The sequence below is a fragment of the Carboxylicivirga marina genome (genome assembly GCF_016612505.1).
GTDB lineage: Bacteria > Bacteroidota > Bacteroidia > Bacteroidales > Marinilabiliaceae > Carboxylicivirga > Carboxylicivirga marina.
On record NZ_JAENRR010000073.1, the window covers coordinates 1 to 20650 of the forward strand.

Annotated in this window: 11 protein-coding genes; 9 read left to right on the top strand and 2 right to left on the bottom strand. The window is 37.2% G+C overall.

Features of this window, described 5'->3' with window-relative positions:
- Window positions 1-35: 35 nt before the first annotated feature.
- The 4 genes from JIV24_RS19345 to JIV24_RS19360 all read left to right on the top strand — a co-directional run bounded on the left by JIV24_RS19345 (window position 36) and on the right by JIV24_RS19360 (window position 5397).
- Complete coding sequence (locus JIV24_RS19345) at window positions 36-347, top strand: hypothetical protein (RefSeq protein WP_200466731.1); 312 nt, start codon at window positions 36-38, stop codon at window positions 345-347.
- A 610-nt stretch (window positions 348-957) separates the two neighbouring features.
- Window positions 958-2292, top strand: coding sequence for a fibrobacter succinogenes major paralogous domain-containing protein (locus tag JIV24_RS19350; RefSeq protein ID WP_200466732.1), 1335 nt, complete (start codon window positions 958-960; stop codon window positions 2290-2292).
- Between the two features lie 315 nt (window positions 2293-2607).
- A complete protein-coding gene (locus JIV24_RS19355) occupies window positions 2608-3465 on the top strand; it encodes a T9SS type A sorting domain-containing protein (protein WP_200466733.1) in 858 nt (285 codons plus the stop codon).
- A 228-nt stretch (window positions 3466-3693) separates the two neighbouring features.
- Entirely contained in the window at window positions 3694-5397 is a 1704-nt protein-coding gene (locus JIV24_RS19360; protein WP_200466734.1) for a sulfatase-like hydrolase/transferase, read from the top strand.
- 406 nt (window positions 5398-5803) lie between these two features.
- On the opposite strand, the gene JIV24_RS19365 is transcribed toward JIV24_RS19360, so the two are convergent.
- On the bottom strand, window positions 5804-7405 hold the full coding sequence (locus JIV24_RS19365) for an alpha-L-fucosidase (RefSeq protein ID WP_200466735.1): 1602 nt from the start codon (window positions 7403-7405) through the stop codon (window positions 5804-5806).
- Window positions 7406-8392: 987 nt separating this feature from the next.
- A complete protein-coding gene (locus JIV24_RS19370; RefSeq protein WP_200466736.1) occupies window positions 8393-11806 on the bottom strand; it encodes a T9SS type A sorting domain-containing protein in 3414 nt (1137 codons plus the stop codon).
- 273 nt (window positions 11807-12079) lie between these two features.
- Here JIV24_RS19370 and JIV24_RS19375 point away from each other — a divergent pair, with 273 nt between their 5' ends.
- From JIV24_RS19375 to JIV24_RS19395, 5 genes are all read left to right on the top strand, one after another.
- Window positions 12080-15400, top strand: coding sequence for a hybrid sensor histidine kinase/response regulator (locus tag JIV24_RS19375; protein ID WP_200466737.1), 3321 nt, complete (start codon window positions 12080-12082; stop codon window positions 15398-15400).
- Between the two features lie 625 nt (window positions 15401-16025).
- Window positions 16026-17606 carry a beta-N-acetylhexosaminidase gene (locus tag JIV24_RS19380; RefSeq protein WP_200466738.1) on the top strand — a complete coding sequence of 527 codons (1581 nt, stop codon included), beginning with the start codon at window positions 16026-16028 and terminating at the stop codon, window positions 17604-17606.
- A gap of 201 nt (window positions 17607-17807) precedes the next feature.
- On the top strand, window positions 17808-19208 hold the full coding sequence (locus JIV24_RS19385; protein WP_200466739.1) for a sulfatase-like hydrolase/transferase: 1401 nt from the start codon (window positions 17808-17810) through the stop codon (window positions 19206-19208).
- A 96-nt stretch (window positions 19209-19304) separates the two neighbouring features.
- Window positions 19305-19517, top strand: a complete 213-nt coding sequence (locus JIV24_RS19390; RefSeq protein ID WP_200466740.1) for a hypothetical protein — start codon at window positions 19305-19307, stop codon at window positions 19515-19517.
- 391 nt (window positions 19518-19908) lie between these two features.
- Complete coding sequence (locus JIV24_RS19395; RefSeq protein WP_200466741.1) at window positions 19909-20610, top strand: sulfatase-like hydrolase/transferase; 702 nt, start codon at window positions 19909-19911, stop codon at window positions 20608-20610.
- Window positions 20611-20650: the final 40 nt, after the last annotated feature.

The following is a 20650-nucleotide window of genomic DNA, read 5'->3' on the forward strand; positions in this document are numbered from 1 at the left end:
TGATTGACACTGCCTCAAATTGATTGATCAATCTAATGAGTTGTTTTTTTTATATCGGTAATGCGGAGACCTTTACTCTTGATGTGGCCAATGTGCACATTCCTAAAGTAATGACCGGAAAAAGTCTATTGCCCTTGCTTAAAAACAAGAGCCTTGATGAGCCTAACAGATATTGTATAATTACAGGCAGAGAAAGGCATGTTGAATCAGCCAGAGACGGCAACTTACCTTATCCACAAAGAGCGATCCGAACGAAAGAGTTTTTGTACATCATCAACTTTAAACCTGACAGATGGCCTATGGGTAATCCGGAAAAACCAAATGTTAGCATTAAGGAAGTAGAGTAAAAAACACGTACCTGTTTTGCCGACTACGATGCAAGCCCTACAAAAGCCTGGATAGTTAAAAATAAAAATACAGCTGATAATTATAAGTATTATGCGTTTGCATTTGCTAAACGCCCCGAAGAAGAGCTTTATCAAATTACCGGCGATCCCTATCAGATTAACAAGCTGGCGAACAATCCGGATTACCTAACGACCAAAAATCGACTAAGAAAACAACTATTAGAAGAACTGGAAAAAACCAAAGACCCAAGAGTAACAGGTGATGGACTAACTTTTGACCAACCACCTTATGCGGGGAAGTAATTAAATATATTTTAAAGGAAGTTTAAATGAACGGTTCTTTCTTACATCTTGCAAAGAGAGAACCGTTCCTTAGTTTTTAGATTTCTTAGTTACAATTTAACATGTAGTAGATTACACCTTTTTAAGCTCTCTGCTACCATTCCCAATAATAATTTGAGACATCAAACACCATCTAAACAAAAGAATTGAACTGATTTCACCCTATATTTGACGGTATCTAACCTACAATAAACTCGTCACAGAGATATTTTTGAAGAAAAGTATTTTACGTTAATACGTGAGAAGTTTTAAACTTTAAAATATCAAAATGAAGAGACTATCTATTCAAATCATAGCATTGATTGCTTCGGTATTATTTCAACAAACTTTAAAAGCCCAGGACTACCAAATAAGTTTTACAGGTTCAGGAGTAAGCACATCGGTAGAAAGTGTTTTAGTGGAAAACATTACTCAAGGCACAAGTTTAACACTTACTGGTCAGGATATTTTGAATTTAAAAGGGCTTGCTACGGCTATTTCAACAAATGAATTCTCAAATGGTGAACTAAAAGTATATCCAAATCCGGTTAAGGACAATGGAAACATCGAATTTATAGCCAAAGCAAATGGTATTTGTACCATTGATATATACAGTATAAGTGGCAAAAAAGTAATCTCTGGTCAATATAATTTAAACAAAGGCACGCACCTTTTCCAATTTGGAGGCCTAAGTACAGGCATATATACACTAAGCATTAAAGCAGATGGTTATTTCTATACTGCAAAGCTTATTAGCAAAGGTACCGATAATGGAGGTACTCAACTAACTTATAGTGGGTATCAGGAAGAAAGAACCTCTTTAAAGAGTGGACTGAATACAAACATGATTCAAATGGAGTACAATGATGGCGACCGATTGATAATTACGGCTTCATCGGGTATATATAGCACCTTAAAATCAATTGTACCCACAGCTTCAACAACTGAAGATTTTGAGTTTCATGCATGTACCGATTTCAATGGCAACAATTATAAAGTAGTTCAAATTGGTGATAAATGGTGGATGGCCGAAAACCTGAGAGCAAGCAAATTTAATGACGGAACTGCCATTAATAAATCTGCCGATGGCATTGCTTGGTTCAGCAATAGTTGGTTTATGAGCTTTTTTACTTACTACGATGGTAATCAGTCTGCAGCTATCGCAGCCAATCATGGGGCTTTATATAACGGATTTGTAGCAACCGGAGAAAACCATAGTCAGGGGACCGGCGGTAATGTATGCCCGACAGGCTGGCATGTTTCAAGCGATGGGGACTGGAAGCTACTGGAAGACCACATTGGAATGGCTTCAGATGAACTTAATCTTCTTGATGCTGCCCGAGGTACACAAAGCTACCAATTGAAGTCAGAAGACGGATGGGTAGATCACCCCGACAATAATATAACAGGATTTTATGCCCTCCCTGCCGGAGAATTTAATGCAACAGAATATTTTAAGTTCCTGGGAAAAGGAAATAATGCCTACTTCTGGACATCAACCAAAGGAGGTAACATATATGATGGGAAAAATATTTATAGAAGTATAAATAAAAAAACCGGAGCCATCTATCGAGGGAAAAATAAAGACTACCATGGCTTTTCAATTCGCTGTGTAAAAGATTAAGGGCTTTATTAATTATCAAACCAAACTTTAGTATAGAATTTATTGATAATACATTGGAGTACAACTTCAAATTAAAGCCTAACACACACATATACATGACAATACAAAATTGCAATGCAGAATCCCTTGTTGTTTTATGTCAATTCTGTTGTTATTTCTTATTCAATAAGTTGCTCTTTTCATTCAAATTCAAACGTACTTTTCTCCGTCTTCAAATTATCTTTAAATACATTTTCAACTCGAAAAATATAATACTTAAAACGGTATTTTAATAAAAATGCCGATACATCATTATTTACTTAACAATTAATTATTATGAAAACAATTACACTTATCATGGCGTTATGTGTAACGTCTTTATCTTTTGGACAAATAATAGTCGATGGAGGTTTTGAAACGATCGGTGCCAGTGGTGAATCAATAGTAGTACAAGGTACAGGCGCAGCTAGAGAAACTGGTATTTGGGCTAGCCCTAGCGCGGGAAATAATCTCAACACTATTGTATCATCAAATGCAGATGTGGGTACTTATGCTCTTCAATTAGACAGTAGGGACAATGCTTGTAAGGTTCACCAAAATGTGATATTGACCCCAAATACTACTTACACGTGTTCATTCAGAGTAAGAAAAGTAAACGCTGATGTAGGTGATGATACTAAAGTTTTAGTATTTAAGGTTGTATCGAATGCTGGTAACGTGGTCCAAACTGCAACTGAAGGAACTTTTGGGTATGCAGAAAATCAGGCATGGAAAGTAAAGAGAAGCACTTTGTCTACTAGTGCATACGAATCGGTGTCATTTGTGTTTACTACGGGTGAGCTTACTGATTTCTATTTAGCAATAGCTCTTCAACCAGATGCAGCCGGTTCTCCAGTATTATTAGACGAAATAAGTATCACAGAAGGTGTATACACTGGTTTATCTAATGAAGAATTTACGGCTAAAAATAGCTTTAACTATGCACCAAACCCTACAAACGGTATTATAAACTTATCTGCTTCTGAAAGAATAGAGAAAGTAGAGTTCTTTAGCCTTTTAGGTCAAAAAGAGTTCGCTGCACCTGTTAATGCGTTAAGCAAGAGAGTAAATATTTCTAGCTTACAAAGCGGTATTTACCTAATGCAAGTAACTGTAGATAATGCTGTAGGTACCTATAAGATAATTAAGAATTAAAAATCAAGATGTTTTTATAAATTTTAAAGCGCTTACCGATAGGTTAAGCGCTTTTTTTAGAAGCCTAGTAAGTCAATTCAATCAGATGCGACAGAACCAACTGTGGTGATGATAAACAAAAGGTGAGGTTCTCCCCTGTTACCCATTAATTGCACTATACACCCCCTTATATAGTCTTATATAAGCATAGCTTTGAAAAAAACAAAACTCAATTTTAAACTTGTAACAATGAAATTATTAAAGCCCCTTTTAAGTGTTGTCATTTTACTTTTTAGTCTGAATATCAGTGCGCAGGAACGTCCTAATGTTATATTAATAATGGCAGATGATATGGGCTGGGGAGATGCGCATTATAACGGTCACAGTGTCATACAAACGCCTAGTTTAGATGATATGGCAAATGAAGGTATTCGGTTTGATCGTTTTTATTCAGCTTCACCAGTGTGTTCACCAACTAGAGCGAGCTTTTTAACGGGAAGACATCCTCATAGAACAGGCGTCTTTACAGCAAACGAAGGGATTTTAAGACCTGAAGAGATCACAATTTCTGAGGTATTACAAGGTATTGGTTATTCAACCGGACATTTTGGAAAATGGCACTTAGGCACTATGACGCATACTGAATATGATGCTAACAGAGGTGAACCGGGAAATACCAAAGAATATAACCCTCCGGTATTACACGGATATGATAAGGTTTTTGCAACAGAATCAAAAGTACCAACATATGATCCCATGATAAAACCCGGGACAACAAGTACCCCGTTTGGTACGTCATTTTGGGACGAAAATAATAATAAAGTAACCGATAATTTAAGTGGAGATGCTAGTAAGGTGGTAATGGATAGAGTATTACCTTTTATTGATGATGCTAAAAGTAACGATAAGCCATTTTTAGCGGTGGTTTGGTTTCATGCACCCCATAAACCAGTTGTTGCAGGACCGGAATATCTAGCTATGTACAATGGACAGACTACAGCAAAGAAACACTATTACGGCTGTATTACGGCTATGGATGAGCAAATAGGGCGCTTACGAGATCATTTGCAAACATTAGGTATTGCTGATAATACCATAATTACATTTTGCAGTGACAATGGACCAGAGGATGGTACGCCGGGAATAACGAAAGGTTATAAGGAAAGAAAAAGATCTTTATATGAAGGGGGAGTTCGTGTGCCAAGTGTAATGGTGTGGCCAGAAAAAATAACACAACAAATAATTACTGATGAGCCATTTGGTACCTCAGATTATTTTCCAACAATTCTTGATATTTTAGATATTGACCTACCAAGTGATAGATCTTATGATGGTGAAAGTTTCTTGCCTTTAATCAGTGACTCTAAATTTAAAAGAGATAATGGAATTGGTTTTGCATTTCAACATATCAATTGGTCTGATTCAAAAAACCTTGAAGATCAGCTTAGTTACCAATTAGCAGATTATAAATTATATGCTAAAGACGAGGTCTTTGAACTTTATAATATAGTGAACGATCCTTTTGAAACTAATGATTTAGCAGGAAATTCAAGTTACTCGGATATACTAAATGATATGATAGAAGCTTATAAAGTTTGGTTGCAATCTGTTAAAGATAGTTTTGAAGGCGAAGAATATGGAACTACATCTTATGACAGAATGGGGCAGGTATTTGTTTCTCCTTTAACTGATACTACACCTACAAACGTTTTTAATGATGCTTTTTCCAATATAGCAGTATATCCAAACCCAACCAAGGATATGCTTTTCATAACTAATTATAAAGAGGAAAGGCTAAGTGCGGTACTAATAAATTTGGATGGAAAACGAGTTTATAAAAGCTCTGAAATAGAAGGATTTGTAGATATAAGTAGTTTGCCAAGTGGTGTTTATATTTTGCAAATAATTAATAAAAATGGCTCGGAAAAGAGGTTTAAGATAGTAAAAAAGTAAGTTAAATTTGACTTAGATAGATCATTAATGTTGAGTTGTTATAATGTTCTATATTATGTATTCAGAAGTAAATTACTCTTTTATTAAAAAAAATAGTAAAAAAATCCCACGTAATAACTGCTTGGGATTTTTACTTTATTAAAATGTGTTTAATAACGGTAATGCTCTGACTCTCTAAGCCAGCTAAGAGATTAACTGCTGCTTTTGATGACAAATATAGGGAGAGAATATTAAAATGTTAAAAGCGAAATCCCTGACAATAGGGCTGGTTAAAGATAATTATTATCAAGAAAGATTGCTTGATATATTTATTGCATTAGTCCCATTAGATATGATAAGGCTATTGATACTCACAAAAAAGTCCGGTATTACCGAACTTTAAAGTATATAATTATTGATGCAATTCTTATTCACGATCAAAGTCAACCAACTTTCCATTTGGAATGATCTTAAACGCATAAGCGTGATCACAAGGTTTAGATTCAGGGTAATGTAATACTAAGCCAGCGTCAGTACGTTCCCATTTAATAGCCTCATCTACACCAAACATGGTTATTTCTTTAATTCCCTTAGTGGCAAACTTTTCACCCTTCGCCAAATCTTTCAGTGTGATGGTGCCACCTTCATTCCAGCCAGTAACAATCGCATATACGGCTGAGTTATCTTTCTTACGAGTGTAGCGTATTTCTTTGTCCTGAATGCGTCTGAAATCCCACCAAACCAATTCTTTCTCTGGTTTAATCTGTACAATTTTGGCTTCTCCTTCGCCGTGGGTTCGCCACTTGCGTGTTGCAAATATTGCTTCCCCATTCAAATCCATCCAAGTACCAATACCTTTCATTATTTTCTGCTCTGTTTCAGATATTGAACCATCTCCTTTAGGTGTTAAGGATAGTAAGTAAACACCGCCACGACTTGTGACATCAATAATGGTGCGAATATGAAAATCTTCATGGTCGCGGTATTTTTTATCTTTAACATACGACCATGGATAACTGATGGCACGATCAATCATCCAATATCCTTTTGGATCCGGTTCCATATCACGTCCGCCTTCATAGCAACGAATACCAACACCTGATGGAAAATTCCACACGCCTGAACCAGGCAACTTGTTACAGATCATTTTGTCTTCACCTTTGTTATAGTGACGGTCAAATAGGTTAATAACGCGCTCTTGAGGCAACATGCCTTTAATCATCGCACCTGATAAACCATCGAACCATAGTACATCTGGGTCATATTGGTCAACTACCTCATTCACTTTATCAAACCATTCGTTACCAAAACTATCCATTGCTTCGGTGTAATCATTGCGATAGAAGTCGGCAAATTCAGGATCGAATAGATCCCAGTTTGATTTTTGGTAATCCGTATAGTCCTTATAGTTTTTGCGATCAATGGCATATCCATAGGTACGAGCATGGTGGAAAGTGGCAATTAATTTCATGTCCTGTTTTCGTACGGCTTTGGCTATTTCACCATAGATATCTTTTTTAGGTCCCATGTTTTTGGCATTCCAGCGTGTAGCCTTACTATCCCATAAACAAAAACCATCGTGGTGAACCACACAAATTCCACCAAACTTAGCACCCGACTGCTTCATTAATCCAGCCCACTCGTCGGCATTGAACTTTTCAGCTTTAAACATAGGTACTAAATCTGCATAACCCACATCGGCAATTTTACCATATTTATTACGGTGATATTCTTTTACGCCCTTTTTGTCATCTTTATCGTGTACCATATATAGTTCATTCACATAATCGGGTCCGCCATGTGCTGGTACTGAATAGACACCCCAATGAGTATAAACACCATATTTGGCATCTATCATCCATTCAGGAATTTCTTTCGTTCGCAAATCTTCCCATTTAGGAGAATATTCTACATCCCAGTCTTTACCACCTGTAGGAAAAGGAAGGTTGTTTAAATCTAGCTCTTGCGCAAAATTAGGTAATACCAGTGCTAGTAATAATACTATGAATAATGCTTTAATTGTTTTCATGTGTTTAATTTTATTTTTTTTATTGCCACTACTTGTCCCGATTTATCGGGATGGAACTCGCCAAAATCAATCATACTCGTGTGTGTGAAGCATTCTCATGGCTCGTTTCATCTGTTTATATTTTTTCTTTCAATGGTCACACGGAACGCTCAAGTAAGTTTTAAGAATACACCTGAGTACAATTTTAAATTAAAATTTACATGTTCGCTCCATCTAATTATAATTTCATTGTCATTAAGTTTCTGATTCAAAATGACAAAAAACACTCGTTAAAAACGTTTCTATCTATACAATGCAAGTTTCATTAAATTTTTGCGCACCTCCTTATGTGGCTTAGACTTATTGTTTATAGACTTCTGTATTTTTTAAATGTCTTTGAATATGAGCGCATACGCTTAGTTTCAATGACATGTGATTGTTTAAAATGGTGTCAATTATTGAAATTGAAATATGGATTGTGCACCATTAATAATTGTGCTCATGTAATGTTGAAATTAGTTATTGTTTATGCTAAGAAGCCCAGAAATTGGGTGTCGCTACTTGCTATAATCTCTATTAATATTGATTTAGAACTGGCTAATGGTTCATAGATATCAATAATTAGATGGATGGATATTAGGAGCCCATTATGCAGTATATGATCAATACACTAAAACATACTTGTTTGATGGGATGCAGAAGAGCAGTTGTCATATGGAAAAGAAAGGTGACAATAGATTCATCATTATTCCTTTGGGGGTATACCTCATGTATGGATACAGGGAATTCGCTTTTAAGCATTTTAACCACCTCCCCACTTCGTGGTACTCCTCCTTGGCAAGGATGAGAGGGATGAAAAACCGTCCCCTCCTGAATTTTAGGAGGGGTGCCGACAGGCGGGGTGGTGTAATTAGTTTTAAAAGCAATTTCCCTGTGTATGGATAGGCCGATTTACTAAAAAGGCCAGCTAAATAGTATAGCTGACCTTACATTTATCGTTTTGATCCCTTATAAAATGCTAATACGTTCAATCCATCTTGTACCATCTTTATTCTCCCCAATTACCTGATATATTCCGGTGCTAAGATCGCTCACATTAATCTGGCCAGTAGGCGCATTTTTGACCATTGCCACGACTCCCGTTACTGAATATAAATAAATGGTTTTGATGGTTTGTGGTGAGTTGATAAACATGATTTCTCTAACTGGGTTTGGGAAGACATAGTTGTTTCCGGTTTCCAAATTGTCAAAAATACTATTATCCACATCACCAACATTAATGATTACAGTATATTGGTTTGATTCATATCCATCTGCTTCAATAGAAACCGAAACATAGAGTTGACCTTCGAAATTATGATGGGGTGTCACCACTTCTTCGGAATAGGAATAGTTATCACCAGGATGAATGGTAATTCTCCAATCTAATGGTGCATCCTCACACATTGGCCAAGGATAATTGTTCCCATCGTAAGGCACTTCAATGTTCAAATCATTATAAGTAATAACATGCATGGTGTTTTTTTCGATGTTCATCGCCTTGTGGCCTGTTATATTTGGCTTACCTACTTTGTCTTTAATGGCTGCAAATCCAACTTTGAAGTTATCCAGCCAAAAATCACCATCCCTAGCGTACATCCAATCTCCATCGGCATTTAATGTGAAATGCAAGGTTTCAAGGTATATCCATTCTTTACTGGCACCATATTTACTATCCCAATTATCTAACATTGGTGTAAGATTGATAAGGGCGTTTTTATATTCTGTGCTAGCTGGGGTTAAGGTTACTTTTGATGCACCCCTCGCAGATTTAGCGTTACCAGCTCCAACGACCTGAGTACTCCAGGTAAAATCGCTACTTCGCTTAGGCGTTAAGTATTCAAAACTCACGAAAGGGTAATCACGTATCTTGATCTCCGCTTTGGCGGTCATACCATTGCTATTCCACACATTAGTACCATTGGCAACAGCATCTTGCATAATTATTAACTGATCTGATAAGAGGTGTATTTCACCCAAGAATTCGTCACCAGTTTTCCACGGTACTGAATTATAATCCTCAGAACCGTTAGGCGTTGGAAAAGTATAGGACTTAGAAGTAGGCATTCCGCATTCGATGTATGCTTGACCATTAGGACGAAAAGACCATGTATGTCCTGTTTGCCAACCATTATCTGTTAAACAATCCACCCTCCAGTAATAGGTTTGTGAAGGATCTAAATCACCAGGCTCATAGATGTTATTACTTTGTGTTGCGACTAATTCTAGATTACTCTCACTTGTTCCTAAATAAACCTTGTTATTGGTCGATTTATAAGCTGGAAGCCACATAAGATCGGCATCAACCTGTGCTGTTTCAGTACCATTGGGAGGGATAGGAGTAGAAGCTAATGGCTGCATGCGTCCGGCAATCCAATAATTATCCGCACCAGCCTCGTAAGCTCCTATGTCAGGTGCATCGCCTATTTTAAACTCAGAGGTGAAGTCAGGTATTTGGGCATTAGTAGTGGCGAATGTCTCTGCAGGAATATCAATTCCCTGATCGATTACTAAATCACTTTTAGGGCGAAAATCTAAATTGTAAGGATCTCTGAGCACTTTAAAAATGTTGTTTTCAGTTGGATTAGCCAGCCAATTGTGATCCACAATACCAGGAACAGGATCGGTAAACTGATCCCCACTTCTTTCGCCCGACCAGTCTTCCATCAGGTTGTTGCGCGATATCGTATGTGTATTCCCATTATCGTGCTGAGTACTGGCCAAAATTTTGGCACCAGTAGCGCTATTGTTAAACGCTACGTTATTATACACTCTGTGGTCGTCTCCTTTTACCATGTATCCCAAAGGGTTGTTCCAAACCACATTACGTACGAAACTTCCTTGAACCATCACACCTTTAATCCAGGGATCTGTATCTTCTGGTCCATCGAATCGCAAGCCGGCCTTTACCGAGTTATGAATCCAGTTTTGAGTTGAGATAGATCCAATCTGCCCACCATTAGCTACTTGAAAAGCTACACCGTCATCCTGAATATATCCCCATTGCGATAATCGATTTAGGGCATTGTAGGGGAAGTTAGCTGACTTAGTAGCTGCGGAACCGCCTCCTTTTTCAAAAGTATTACGGATAAATGCCGTGTAATATCCACCACGGTAATCTACTCCAATACTACCACCACGTGTGCCTGATATATCAATGTGATGGAAGTAATTGTTGTAAATGGTATCGCGTATACCTCTTGTCATATGAAAGGCCATTCCGTCGGTATACGCAACCTCGTTATTAATAAATAAATTACCAGTGTTAGGGTTCAATTCCGGGTTGTCTTTATTAGGCTTTGTTTCAATTACCATTTTTGTATGGGCAATTTCATCAATATCATCTAATATACGTTTTGAATATGAGGCGTAATTGAAATTACAGTCCTCAACCTTCGAAAATTTAATCTCGGTAAAGGCAACAGTAGTGGCAAAGAAATTAAGCCCTTTAATATAAACATATTCAGAGTTGTTAACTTCAAAGGCATAGCTTTGTGTTTTACCGGCCACTTCTAGGTGCATGGGATGAGTTCCATCATGCGGAATCACATAAATCTTCTTCTCGTCCTTATTATAATACCATTCGCCGGGAGCATCTAGTAGGTCTAGTCCATTCTCAAAAAAGAAATAAGCATGTCCACGGTTTTTATGAACGACACCAACTTCTTTGTCATTTAATCCATCCAACACTTTTTGAAGCAATTGATATTTGAAAGCATTTGTACCCGGCGTATGATCATAAATTAAGCCGGCGTATGACTCCATTGAGTTAACATTTAAAACAGCTACTTTGCCATTAAAGTCTATACCTGTTGAGGCCATGTTCTGATGTCCGTCCTCAGTCAGCCAACCTATTTTAGTTCCATCAGCTTGTTTCTCAAAACCTGATTCTTCCTTAACGGCTTTACACCACGATTCATGACGATCCCACCAGTTAGAGTTATCGAAATCTTCAAATGGGTGGTCGGCATTGGGCCAACGTGCATTGATCATCATTCTACCATCTACAAAAAGCTGCCACATATCTTTAGGTGCATCGGATACATAGATGCCGGAGCCAGGAGTTGTTTCTGACCAGTTATAGCTAAAGCGTTCCACACCTTCAAAAAGGACTGTGCCTTTCTCAGCAGCTGTTATAACTAAAGGATTGGTCTTTGTTCGTGTAATATTGTTGATAAGTACATTTTCATAGTAGGTGCCGGGTAGCAGGAAAATAGTGTCTGCATGAGTGCTTATCGCTTTTGTAACGGTAGCATAGGGCGCTGAGTGACTGCCATTGTTGTTATTTGAACCTGATGTGGAAACAAAAACATTTTGTGCCGATACAAATACCGGGGTCAAAAGTATGATAAGTAAAGTGTGAATTTTGATTATATGCATCATCGATAAAATATTTCATGGATTTTATGATTGTAAAAATGAAAAAAAACAAACAATAAACGGTGTAACTGAATGGTTGGGTGTGTCATCTAGTTAATTGGGAGTATTTTGTGTTCTTTGTAACAAATGTTGCAGTATGTGTAATATTTGTTAGTCCTTGATAAATAGTTACGAATCATCGGGGTTTGAAAGTGATATTTAATTGTGCTTCATGTTCTATGAGCTTGATTTATTTATCGATATTAATATCTTTAGGAGTAAATTCTGATTTGAGCAATGATTAGAAAGGTCATTATTTTCTTAATTCTAAGCATTTTCACATATGTTAATGCTCAGCAACTTGTTTTTAACAAGCTTGACTCTCAGGAAGGAGTAGCCATGGTGCGTAGCATATTGAGAGATCATGAGGGCTTTTTATGGATCGGAAATGATGGTCCGGGTTTGATGCGCTATGATGGGTATCATACTGACAAGTATCTTCATGATGCTAAAGCCTTATCAAGCATAAGTAGTGACCGGGTGATGACGATCTTTGAAGATTCACGATTAAATTTATGGGTAGGAACGCGAGATGGATTAAACCTCTACAAAAGAGAAACAGAAGATTTTAAAGTTTACAAACACATTGCTGATGATACTTTATCTATTGCAGGTGATTACATTATGGCAATTTATGAAGACCGTAAGGGGCGCTTATGGATAGGGACTAATAAAGGCTTGTGTTTGTATGATTACATTTCAGATAGTTTTAAACGATTAACAGTATCGAATGCTAATCCAGCCTCTAATCGAATTAATTCATTGGTACAGGATAGTGATGGTGTTCTGTGGCTAGCTACACCAACTGATGGTATATACTCATATAATGAAGTTGATAAAGAATTTGTCCATTACCCGGATGGTAAAATTCAGCAGAATGCACTATTGTACAAAAAAATATTTGTTGATAGTAATGGTGCAATATGGGTAGCTACACGTGGTAATGGGCTCTTGCAATTTGATAAAAACAAAGGAGAATTCAAGAGGTATTCAAGTGTTGATGGCTCTTCGATAAGTGGCGACATCGTCATGGATATTTGTGAGTTAGATGATAAGAAGTTATTGGTAGGTGTTGATCAGGGAGGTATTAATGAATTAAACTTAGAGACCGGCTCAATCGAATACCTCAATAGTTTAGGAAACAATAAGCTTAGTTCTAAAGGTATATACAGTTTCTACTTCGATGAAGAAAAGATTCTTTGGGTCGGAACGTCGCGTGGTGGAATTCTTTTTAGTAACCCTTACTTGAATCGTTTTATTACCTATCAAGAACCTAAATTCCTAACAGATATACCAATTACAAAAATTAATGCGCTTGTACATGATATTGTGGGTTGTTTTTGTGAAATGTCAGATGGAACTATTTGGGTTGGAACAGATGGAGGTGGTATCAGCATTTTTAATCCTGAGACATCTACTTTCAGAAATATCATAGCAAATCAAAACGATGATTCAGGCTTATTGTCCAATACCATTAGAAGTATCCAGCAAGATAAGGATGGAAATGTTTGGATTGTCACCTGGGGCAATGGTATATGTATGTTTGATTCAAAGCGTCAGGAATTTATATATCCTTCGGGTAATGATGAACGAATAAAAGCACTTAGCTCACCATACTGCTGGGCTCTGTATATTGATTCAAAAAATAGATTTTGGGTAAGCTATACCGATGGCGAAATCAGAATGTTGGAACCCAATGGTAATGTACATCATTTTTACACTGACCCCTCAAAGGAACGAAATAACTCGCCTCTGGCATATGAGACTGCAGAAGGTCAAATCTATTTTAGCAACAAGAATGGTGTTTATTTTTTTGATGAAACGGCGTCTGCATTAACGCTTCATCTCAAGCTAACTTATGCTAATTCCATGGTTGTTGATGATAATGGAATTTTTTGGGTAGGGACCATAAAGAATGGTGTAAGGGCTTTTAATACAATGGGGCAGGAAATTCATAACTTATCAACACAGAATGGTTTATCTGATAATTATATTTGCGGATTACAGAAAGGAATAGAAGGTGAGTTGTGGATTTCAACCAATAGTGGTTTAAATAAATATGATGTCAATAAGGATCAAGTAAGCATTTTTAAGGAAGTAGATGGTTTACAAGGTAATCAATTCTTCTTTCAGGCATATACGACGAGTTCAAATGGCGATTTATACTTTGGTGGCACAAGGGGCTTTTCTTATTTTAATCCATCTAAGATTATTACTAATACAATTGTACCTGAGGTTGTCTTTCGAGATATAACTATTGATGGCGAGAAGCTTGATTATCGAAATTCAAAAATATTAGATAAGAAAGTGTTGCGTTTTTCTGAAGAGATTAAATTAAGTTGGCGACATACCCTTTTAACCCTTTCGTTTAATGCCATTAATGTAACCTACCCTCAAAAGGTCAGATATCAATATCGTTTGATAGGTTTAAATGAAAAGTGGGTAGAGACAGATGCATTTAATGCTACTTCGACCTATACTAATCTTAAGCCAGGTGAATATTTCTTTGAAGTGAAGGCTGCTAATAGTGATAGTATTTGGAGTGAAAAGGTCCAGCGTCTTAAGATAATAATACCGCCACCATTCTTTCAACGGTTTTGGTTTATTTCTTTGATGGTTATGCTGGGTGTAGTTTTGCTGGCTTTGTTCATTAAAAATAGAGAAGTAAAGCTACAACAGGATAAACTGTCACTGCAGTATGCCGTTAAGGATAGAACCAAGGTCATAGAGGAGCAAAAAGAAGAATTATTATCACAGAACGAGGAGTTAGAGAAGCATCGTAACCAACTGGAGAACATGGTTGAAGACAGGACTTGTGAGTTAAAAGCAGCCAAAGAAAAGGCTGAACAAGCCGATCAGCTAAAGTCATCTTTTTTAGCTAATATGTCGCACGAGATTAGAACTCCAATGAATGCCATTATTGGTTTTTCTACACTTTTGAATGACACCCAATTAACAGAACAAGAAACGGAAGAATATATCAATGTTATCAATACCAATGCAGATGCATTATTGTATTTGATTGAAGATATTCTTGATATCTCCAAAATTGAAGCCAATCAATTAAATGTACACATTAGTCCATTCAGCTTGAATGAATTGCTTAATTCGTGTTATTCATCATTTTCCATGCGTAATAGAAATTATAATGTACAATATTACCTTGATAATCAGGTTAAAGATGAGCAGTTAATTGTCGATTCTGATGAATTTAGAATCAGACAGATTATCAATAATTTATTAAGTAATGCTGCTAAGTTTACCGAAGAAGGTTCAATCATATTAAAAGCACGGCTTAATGAATTGTATCTTATTATTTCGGTTATTGATACAGGTAAAGGTTTTGGGCAGGAAGAAGCAAAGTTGATATTTAATCAATTTGTGAAGCTGCAGCAACATGAAAAATTATTAAAACGGGGTGTTGGGCTTGGTTTAACCATCAGTAAACGCTTGGCCCAATTGTTAGGGTGTGATTTAAGTGTTGATTCTGTTGAAGGTGAAGGTTCTGAATTTAGTTTAACCATTCCTATTAAAACTGTTCATAAAGTTCAACCATAAATATAGCAACTGTCGTACTGAAGAGTGGTTTATAAATCAGGAGAGCACAAAGTGAATACTTTATTAAAAATCTAATTGTCGGTATTGTTATCAGTTAAATACTTAATTTGGATGCCCATAAAATAGAATCCTACATTTATATTCAAGAGGATTATCATGACGTTTTGTTTTATCTGCCGAAGCAAAGTATGGGGCGACAAATAAAGCAATCCAAAATTGAAATTGACAGCGCTTTGATTTATTCAAATAGCGTGAACAGCGGAAAAAAGACCTGCAACAAACACTATGGACAGAAGCTCATGTTTGGGATATCATCACCTGGATGATACATGAAGATTATTTTAAAAATAAGGAACCAAAAGTTAAGAATCAGGGGCAGTTGGCTAAGTGGAAAGTAAAAGTAAATTAATAAATATGAAACGAGCCATGAGAATAGCTTCTCACACAGGAGCATGATTAATTTTGGCGAGTTCCATCCCGATAAATCGGGACAAGTAGTGGCAATAAAAACAAAATTTAAACACATGAAACGACCATGTAAATTTAGCATCCAAATTTTCACACAGGAGGATGATAAAATTTATTTGGGAGTTCCATATGGCCTTTGAAAATAAATTATAATCATATGAAAAAACTATTAGTTCTCTTGATTGGTGTTATTACCAATTTATTGATGGTACAAGCACAAGAAATTTTACCTACTCCATTAAGCATAGAAAGGCAAGCTGGAGAATTTATCTTTAAAAGCAAACATACTTTTTCTTGTGTCAATGGAGGCGATTCAACGGCCCGTTTCTTAGTCAAAAAATTAAGGCCTTATAGCAAGTTTAATAGAGTTAGTTCAGAGAAAGGTGATATCATCTTTAATATTAATACCGAGCCGGGTAGGTATGGAAATGAGGGATACGAACTAATTGCTAATGCGAAAAACATCTTGATTAATGCGGATACCGAGCTTGGTTTATTCTATGGTGTTAATAGTTTACTGCAACTGCTGCCCCATGAAGTACAGGCAGGAAAACCCTTCGATTTAAAAGGAGTCACACTGCAGGGAATTAAAATTAATGACAAACCGAAATACGCCTGGCGGAGTTTTATGCTCGATTCGGGAAGACAATATCAAAGCCCTGAGTTTATTAAGCGTTACCTTGATTATATGGCGATGTTAAAAATGAACGTATTTCATTGGCATTTAACAGAAGGACAGGGATGGCGTATCGAAATTAAGAAATACCCTAAACTTACTGCTATTGGTTCCCAGGTAGCTACAGGAAAAGAGCAGCAAGGCTATTATTCTCACCAAGAAATCAAGGATATTGTTGCTTATGCAGCTGAATTACATATCCAGGTAGTTCCAGAGATTGACGTTCCCGGGCACTCGGAGGCAGCCCTGATGGCATACCCCGAATTGACTTGCTTTAATAAAGCGCCTGAATCTGTGATGAGTTTCTCTTCAAACCTTTTCTGTGCAGGCAAAGAGGATACCTATTCTTTTCTTATAGATGTTTTAGACGAAGTATGCGAGCTATTTCCATCTGAGTATATCCACCTTGGTGGAGATGAGGCTCCTAAGAAAAATTGGGATAGATGTCCCGATTGCCAAAAGAAAATAGCGGATGAGAATCTACATGACAGCCATGATTTACAACTCTATTTTTCATCGCGCTTAGCACGCTACCTGAAAACAAAAAACAAGAAGGTGATATTTTGGGGAGACGTTGTTTATCACGATGGATTTGAATTACCCGATAATGTGGTTGTTCAGTGGTGGAACTGGCGCAGGCATAAAAATAAAGGGCTAGAAAATGCAATTAAGAGAGATCATCAGGTCATTTGTAATACAAACTATTATACTTATCTCAATTTCCCGCTTACACCCTGGTCAAAGTACCGTGCAGACAGAACGTTTGATATGAAAACGATTTATGAGCAAAACCCAAGTGATTTAAACAATCCGCATGATTTGGTACTGGGAATGGGATGTTGTTTATGGACGGATTGGTTTGTTCAAGAGCACATGGTCGACAGACGGGTATTTCCACGTATCTATGCTTTATCCGAACAAATGTGGAACAGTGGTGAAAGGTTACCATTTGATAGCTTTTACGAAAAAGTAAAAACCAAATATCCGCTGTTAAAAATGCTTGACATTGATTACGGACCTGCTATTAAGGAAGAGGTTCCTGAAGGTTATAACTGGGAATGAGGATGGCCTAAAGAAATAACCGATAAGTTCTAAAATGGCATGTTTCATGGAGCAAAAAAATAGTTATAACAATAGGATGTTGTATTTCATCTCAAGTTACATAGGGATAGTGTGTTAGCGAGTGTGTGCAAACGGGGTATTTATTAGTAAAATACAAAAGTTTAACGAAGTGTTAGTTGTTTACATTTACTTTGGCATAGTATGATTTTAAGAAATATATTATTAATAACTGGTCTGGTGCTGACTATGACTTCATGTCACTCTTCAGTAGGAAAGCAGAAACCAAATATTATTCTACTTTTAGCCGATGATTTAGGTTATGGCGACCTGAGCTGCTATGGTAGCCAGCGAATCAATACTCCTAATATCGACCAGATGGCCAAGGAAGGACTTAAGTTCAATCAGTTCTATTCTGGTTCAGCTGTATGTACACCAACTAGGGTAAGTGTTCTTACCGGTCGTTATCCGCTTCGTTACAATGTCACCAAACATTTTAATGATGAGGAAATGCATTTGCAGCCGAATGTACCAACCATTCCCAAGGCCCTTAAAACGGCTGGATATGTGTCAAAGCACATTGGTAAATGGCATCTGGGGGGATTAAATGAAGTACATATAAAGAACAGAGCGAATAGTATGCCAGGGCCTATTGAACATGGTTTTGATCATTACCTGGCCATGCTAGAAGATCCACTGTATCGGAAACCAGCCATGCTTGAAAGACGCTTGTATAAAGATGGTGCCAAACACTTAATTCGTGATGAGCAAATCATTGATCCAATCGAAAAGCATTGGACTGATGTAAAAACAGATGAAGCATTGGAATTTATTGAGCAAAGTAATAAAGGGAGTGAACCGTTCTTCCTAAACCTATGGTTCGATACCCCACATGCCCCTTATGAAGCAGCACCAGATGTTTCGTTAACACCCTATCAGGAAAAAGCTAAGGGCGATGACCTGCTATATCGTTCGATGGTTACGCACCTGGACCATAGTGTAGGAAGAGTGCTTGATAAGTTGAAAGAGTTGGGAATTGATGACAACACAGTGGTGATTCTCACAAGCGATAACGGCCCGGCTTATATGGGTTCTCCTGGTAAATTTAAAGGCCGTAAGGTTGATTTTCATGAAGGAGGCATCCGTGTGCCTGCCATTGCATGGGGGCCGGGGCAAATTAAAGGAGGTGTAGTAACAGATGAGTTAGCTCACACCAATGATTTGTTACCTACGTTTTGTGATTATTCCGGACAAGCAATTAATAAAGATTGGAAGCTGGATGGGATGAGTATCAGGTCTTTGTTGGATGAAGGAGCTGAATTGGAAGATAGGGGTTTGGTATTTTGGCAAATTGCTCTGTACAAACACAATGGTAACTATCATAGAACAACTGATAAACGTCCGGATCCTGTGGCTACGGAAGTGGTGCGTAAAGGCAAATGGAAGCTGTTAGCCAAAGATGGGGAGCCTGTAGAATTATTTAATTTAGAAGAAGATCCGTATGAACGATGGAACCTGATGAAAACATACCCTGAATTGACTGCGGAATTAAGCATTGCCCTTAAAAAATGGCTGGCAGAACCACGTATGGATATAACTTATTAGTAGGGTATTATCAGCAAGTCGAAAAAAGGAAAAGAAACTCTATTTCCTTTTTATGTGGAAATAGAAAGAAAAAACTAAATAAACGTCAAAAAGGATATGATTGGAAAGATTAAACAAATTACAATTCTTCTGGTGGTATGCCTCACTATGGATTTCTGTCAATCTACAAGCCGCACAAAAAGGGCTGATGTCGTTTTACCACTTATTCCTCAGCCCCAAAATGTACTTGTATATGAAGGTTCTTTTGTATTAGATGCCTCAACAGAAGTAATTACATCTAATCGTGAACAGAATAATGTGGCCTCCTGATTTAGCAAAGAACTGAATAGACGCTAAGGTTGGCCGTGTCCTATTGTAACAGCATCAAAAGAAAAAAAGATTGTACTATTACACGACGAATTAATATCCTAATATTGCGCAAAAATTACTTGAATATAGCCGGACACATCATTCGAAATTTTATAGTGACTAATGGTGAGTATAAGAATTTGTATTGTCTATTCAATAATACCGGACTAGAAATGACCTTAATACAGACGCGGGAAATTTGAAATGCATAGTTAAGATTGCTTTATTTAGTTCGGTAGTAAGGGTGTTGAGTCATTGTGTTTGAGGTAAATTCAGAAACAGGGTTCGTTCTTTTAGCCTCTATATGCCAGTAATTGTAAATTTTAATAAGTACTATTTAATTGATATTATTATGAAGATAAAAAGCTACTTCGTATGGCTCTTGCCATTAGTTATCTTGTTGGTAAGTTGTACAAAACAAGCCCAAAGACCTAACATCATTTTTATCATGAGCGATGACCATGCTTATCAGGCCATAAGCGCCTATGGTCAAGGACTAAATAGTACGCCTCATATCGATCGAATAGCTGAGGAAGGTGTTTTGTTTAATCATGGCTACGTTACCAACAGTATCTGTGCTCCAAGTCGGGCCGTGATGCTGACCGGCAAGCATAGTTTTGTGAATGGTAAGATTGATAACCATTCAAAATTTGATTGGAACCAGGATAATTTTGCCAAGCAATTACAAACCGTTGGCTACCAAACGGCATTAATCGGTAAAATTCATATTCCGGGCCAACCACAGGGTTTTGATTACTACAATGTATTACCCGGGCAGGGACAATATTATAATCCTGATTTTATTGAGAATGGAATCAAAAAGCAATACCAGGGCTATTGCACCAATATAAGCACTGAGTTAGCGCTCGATTGGTTATCTGATAAACGCGATGCTGATAAACCGTTCTTATTGTTGTATCACCAAAAAGCGCCGCATCGCACATGGATGCCTGAGAAGAAATATCTGGGACTATTTGAAGATTCCACCTTTGCGCCTCCTGCCAACTTTTTTGATAATTATGGGTGCAGTTCTCATATTACGCAGCATTTTTAGTGTAGTATACGTCAGAAAAATGTTTCCAAAAACCATCCCA

Excerpts from the sequence above, each read along its gene's own strand:
- JIV24_RS19355 (WP_200466733.1), top strand. The coding sequence starts at position 2,608 with ATGAAAACAATTACACTTATCATGGCGTTATGTGTAACGTCTTTATCT.
- JIV24_RS19345 (WP_200466731.1), top strand. The coding sequence starts at position 36 with ATGAGTTGTTTTTTTTATATCGGTAATGCGGAGACCTTTACTCTTGAT.
- JIV24_RS19360 (WP_200466734.1), top strand. The coding sequence starts at position 3,694 with ATGAAATTATTAAAGCCCCTTTTAAGTGTTGTCATTTTACTTTTTAGT.
- JIV24_RS19385 (WP_200466739.1), top strand. The coding sequence starts at position 17,808 with ATGATTTTAAGAAATATATTATTAATAACTGGTCTGGTGCTGACTATG.
- JIV24_RS19375 (WP_200466737.1), top strand. The coding sequence starts at position 12,080 with ATGATTAGAAAGGTCATTATTTTCTTAATTCTAAGCATTTTCACATAT.
- JIV24_RS19390 (WP_200466740.1), top strand. The coding sequence starts at position 19,305 with ATGATTGGAAAGATTAAACAAATTACAATTCTTCTGGTGGTATGCCTC.
- JIV24_RS19370 (WP_200466736.1), bottom strand. The coding sequence starts at position 11,806 with ATGATGCATATAATCAAAATTCACACTTTACTTATCATACTTTTGACC.
- JIV24_RS19395 (WP_200466741.1), top strand. The coding sequence starts at position 19,909 with ATGAAGATAAAAAGCTACTTCGTATGGCTCTTGCCATTAGTTATCTTG.
- JIV24_RS19380 (WP_200466738.1), top strand. The coding sequence starts at position 16,026 with ATGAAAAAACTATTAGTTCTCTTGATTGGTGTTATTACCAATTTATTG.
- JIV24_RS19350 (WP_200466732.1), top strand. The coding sequence starts at position 958 with ATGAAGAGACTATCTATTCAAATCATAGCATTGATTGCTTCGGTATTA.
- JIV24_RS19365 (WP_200466735.1), bottom strand. The coding sequence starts at position 7,405 with ATGAAAACAATTAAAGCATTATTCATAGTATTATTACTAGCACTGGTA.